Origin of the sequence: Streptomyces flavofungini, assembly GCF_041028215.1 — a bacterium.
Lineage (GTDB): Bacteria > Actinomycetota > Actinomycetes > Streptomycetales > Streptomycetaceae > Streptomyces > Streptomyces flavofungini_B.
In genome coordinates, this window is the sequence record NZ_JASKYR010000725.1 from 1 (window position 1) to 4,369 (window position 4,369).

Genomic DNA, 4,369 nt, shown 5'->3' on the forward strand with positions numbered 1-4,369 from the left:
CCCCCATGATGAAGACCAGAACCTACGCCGTCGCCGCCCTCGGCTCCGCCGCGCTCGTGGCCGCCCTGACCGCCCCCACGGCGTTCGCGGCCCCCGCACCGGCCGTCGGCTCGGGCGCTTCGGCGAACACGGCCGTCTCGGCGTACACCGCGTCGAAGTCGGGCGAGAAGAACGAGGCCGCGAACCGGCAGTTCTTCGAGGCCGTGATGAAGTCGGCGCTGGAGAAGCAGGCGGCCAAGCCCGGCATCCAGGTCGTCACCGTCCGCTACAGCACCAGCCGGGCGCCCAGCTTCCGCAGCCAGATATCGCAGTCGACGTCGATCTGGAACTCCTCCGTCACCAATGTGCGGCTCCAGGAGTCCAGCAGCGGCTACGACTTCGAGTACCGCGAGGGCAACGACTCGCGCGGGTCCTACGCCTCCACCGACGGACACGGTCGCGGCTACATCTTCCTGGACTACCGGCAGAACCAGCAGTACAACTCCACCCGTGTGACGGCCCACGAGACCGGGCACGTCCTCGGTCTGCCCGACCACTACTCGGGCCCGTGCAGCGAGCTGATGTCCGGTGGTGGCCCCGGCACCTCGTGCACCAACGCCCGGCCCAACAGCGCCGAGCGCTCGCGGGTCAACCAGCTCTGGGCCAACGGCTTCTCCGCGTTCAAGCAGGAGGGCGCGCTGAGCAAGATCCGCTGACCCCGGCCCCGCCCGCGCGGGCCGACCGCTGTTACGTACGGCAAACAGGTTCCTGACCAACCCGGCCGCGTGCGGCGCCCTCCTCCCCGGCATGGGAACTCATGCGCAAGGGAAGACGGAGCGCCGCCGCGGCCGGCGGCGTCCCGGCCGGCGCCCGGACCGGCGGCGGCGCGTGGACTACCCGCGTACGGGGCGCTCGGGGGTGCGGCGCTGGCTGCCGTCGTGGCGGCAGCTCCTCGGCTCCGCCTCCCTCGCCGCGCTGGCCCTCGTCGGGGCCTTCGTCGCCGTGTACACGAGCGTGGACATCCCCGACGAGAACGCGGCGGCCCAGCGCGAGGCCAACGTCTACTACTGGTCCGACGGCACCCAGATGGTGAGCACCGGCGAGATCAACCGGCAGAGCGTGGAGCTCGACCAGATCGCCCCGGCCGCCGTGGACGCGGTGATCGCCGCCGAGAACGAGACCTTCTACAAGGACGCCGGAGTCTCCCTGAAGGGCCTGGGCCGCGCGGTGGTCAGCACGGTCAGCGGCAAGGAGACCCAGGGCGGCTCCACCATCACCCAGCAGTACGTGAAGAACACCTACCTCTCCCAGGACCAGACGGTCACCCGGAAGGTCAAGGAGTTCGTCATCGCCCTGAAGGTGGACCGGAAGAAGAGCAAGGAGGAGATCCTCAAGGGATACCTCAACAGCAGCTGGTTCGGGCGGGGCGCCAATGGCATCGAGGCCGCCGCCCACGCCTACTACGGAATTCCCGCCAGGAAGCTGGACCCGAGCCAGGGCGCGCTGCTCGCCGCGCTCCTGAAGGGCGCGGACCTGTACGACCCCTCGGTCAGCCGGGCCAACCACGAGCGGGCGCGCGAGCGCTGGTCCTGGATCCTCGACCGGGAGGTCGACGCCGGGCTCATGTCGAAGCGGGAGCGTGCCACGTACCGCGAGTTCCCCGAGCCGCGGCGGGAGTCGCGCTCCACCAGCCTCGGCGGACAGACCGGCTACCTGGTCGACGTCGCCAACAAGTACCTCAAGCAGCGCACCGGGCTCACCGACAAGGACCTCGCCCGCGGCGGTCATCAGATCCACACCACCTTCGACAAGGACAAGGTGCGCGGCCTCGAACGGGCCGTGCGGGACGTGCTGGAGCGCGACACCGACCCCAAGCGGCGCGCCGCCGACCGGTACGCGCAGGTCGGCGCCGCCTCCGTGCGGCCGTCGGACGGGGCGGTGGTGGCGCTGTACGGCGGGCGCGACGCCACCAAGCACTTCTCCAACAACGCCGACACCTCCGGTGTCCCCGTGGGCTCCGCCTTCAAGCCGTTCGTCCTCGCCGCCGCGCTCCAGCACGGGGGGGGCGGCGCGAGGTGCGGGCCGCGGCCGAGCCCCTGACGCCGGAGTCGGTCCCCGGCTCGCACCAGAGCGTCCTGGCGGACAGCTACTACGCCGCCGACGGCACGCTGACCCCGGCGGTGGGGCCGCCGGACCCGGACCACCCCACCCTCAGCGAGGCGCTCCATCCCGGCGGCAACGCCACCTACGTACGCCTCGGCAAGGACGTCGGGCCCGCCAAGGTCCGCGACACCGCCGTGGCGTCGGGGCTGCTGCCGCAGAGCATGGCCAAGGCGGACGCGGAGTTCCCCGTGGGCACGTCGACGCCGAGCGCGATCCGGATGGCGACCGCCTACGGGACCTTCGCGAGCGGCGGCACCCGGCACGACCCGTACTCCGTGACCAAGGTCGTCAAGGACGGTGAGGCCCTGCCCGGTCTCACGCCGCCCGCGGCCGGGCGGGCCCTTGACCCCGAGGTCGCCCGCGAGGTCACCGAAGCCCTGCACGCGGGCGCCAGGGGCTTCGGGCCCGGTGTCTCCGCGGGGCGCACGGGCGACCAGGACCGGCTGCGCACCGCGTGGTTCACGGGGTTCACCAAGGACCTGTCCACCGCCGTGACGCTGTTCCGGCTGCGCCCCGACGAGCCGCGGCTGCTGCCGCTCTCCGGGACCGGCGGCGACAAGTCCGAGCGGGGGAACACCCTGCCGCCGCGGATCTGGGGTGCCTATACGGGGCTCGGGCCGAAGGAGGGATGACCTGCGGAGGGCGGTGGTTTCCGCGGGGCCGTTGACCTTGCCCCTGGGGCAGACTCCACAGTCCTCGTCACCGGGCCGGACGGCCCGGTGACGGAGGATGATCCCGTGAACCAGCGACCAGCGAAGGACCAGGGCCAGGAGCTGCTCTCCATCGGCGCGTTCGCCGCCCGCGCGCGGCTCTCGCCGAAGGCGCTGCGGCTCTACGACCGTCTGGGGCTGCTCGCGCCCGCGCACGTCGACGAGGCCAGCGGCTACCGCTACTACCGCACCGGCCAGATCGAGCGCGCCCGCACGGTCGCGCTCCTGCGCCGCCTGGACATGCCCCTCGCGGGCATCGCCGAGATGGTGGAGCTCGACGGGGAGCGGGCGGCACGGTCGCTCGACGCGTACTGGGCCGGGATCGAGGAGCGCCTGGCCGGACAGCGGACGCTCGCGCGCTACCTCCGTGGACGACTTTCGGGAAGGAACGCCGAGTTGTACGCGACATTCGAGGTGAAGACCGTGGACGTGCCGGAGAGGTACGTCCTCAGTGAGACCCGCCACGTCAGCGCCCACGAGCTGCCCGCCTGGATCGGCGGCTCCGCCGAGCGTCTGGAACGGGCGGCCGAGGAGCGGTGCGGGGGCCTCGCGGCACCGCACTTCGTGGTCTACCACGCGGACGTGTCCGAGGAGAGCGACGGGCCCGCCGAGTCCTGTGTGCCGGTCGTCGACGCCGACGCGGCGCGCGCCTGGGCCGCGGACCAGGGGCGCGCCACCGATGCCAAGGTGCGCGTCGAGCCCGCGCACCGGCTCGCCTACACCCGGATCACCAAGGCGCAGGTGGCCTATCCGCAGATCATCGCGGCCTTCGACGCCGTGGAGGCCTGGGCGGCCGAGCAGGGCCTCTCCCTGGCCGGACCGTGCCGTGAGGTGTACTTCACCGACTGGCCGTCGGCCGGTCCCGAGGACGAGGTGTGCGACGTGGCGTTCCCGGTCACGGGGCCCTGAGCGAGGTTCTCACTGCCTCCCCATGCAGCCCAGGCGTCATCGCCGCCTCCCGCGCCTATCCTGAGGAAACATGGGGGACGGCCGGGTGGCGGTCGGCGCGGACGGGAACGCCCGCGCGGACCACGGGAGTTGGCGGGTGCGGCTGCGGCGGTGGTCCGCGTCCGGGGGCGGCGACGTCCTCGGCGCGGGGGTGCTGTTCGGCGGTGACCGGGTGCTCACCTGCGCCCATGTCATCCGGGACACCGTGACGGGCGGGCGCCCCGACCGCGTACAGGTCGAGTTCCCGCTGCTCCAGGGCCTGGCCAGGACCCCGTGCCGCACCGCGACGGTGGAGGCCGGGCACTGGGTGCCGCCGTTCGGCAAGGCGCAGGGCGATCTGGCGGTGCTCGTCCTGGACGAGGCGGCTCCGGTGCCTTCGCCGGTCACCCTGCACCGCACGCTCGACTACCGGGGAGCCGCCGTCCTCATCGACGGCTTCCCGGAGTACCAGTCGGGCGGCCAGTGGCTGACCGGCGCCTGCATGGGTCCCGGCGGCGAGGGCGACGAGCGGGYGCAGATCGATGTGACCGGGGCGGGCGGTCTGCGGGGCGGCTTCAGCGGTTCGGGGG

The 4,369-nt window shown here is 72.8% G+C and carries 5 protein-coding genes; all 5 read left to right on the forward strand.

Translation table 11 applies throughout. The annotated features are described in order from the left end of the window. Positions 1-5: 5 nt before the first annotated feature. On the forward strand, positions 6-695 hold the full coding sequence (gene snpA / locus AB8Z36_RS33215; protein ID WP_369217107.1) for a snapalysin: 690 nt from the start codon (positions 6-8) through the stop codon (positions 693-695). Between the two features lie 172 nt (positions 696-867). Further along, positions 868-2,079 (forward strand): transglycosylase domain-containing protein, encoded by a 1,212-nt coding sequence (locus AB8Z36_RS33220; protein ID WP_369217103.1) that lies wholly within the window; start codon positions 868-870, stop codon positions 2,077-2,079. Further along, entirely contained in the window at positions 2,055-2,774 is a 720-nt protein-coding gene (locus tag AB8Z36_RS33225) for a penicillin-binding transpeptidase domain-containing protein (protein ID WP_369217104.1), read from the forward strand. Before AB8Z36_RS33220 ends, AB8Z36_RS33225 begins: the two co-directional genes overlap by 25 nt. Positions 2,775-2,879: 105 nt before the next feature. Continuing rightward, positions 2,880-3,761, forward strand: coding sequence for a MerR family transcriptional regulator (locus AB8Z36_RS33230; protein WP_369217105.1), 882 nt, complete (start codon positions 2,880-2,882; stop codon positions 3,759-3,761). 70 nt (positions 3,762-3,831) lie between these two features. Beyond that, positions 3,832-4,369: trypsin-like peptidase domain-containing protein (locus tag AB8Z36_RS33235; RefSeq protein ID WP_369217106.1), on the forward strand; the 538-nt coding region annotated here is incomplete at its 3' end.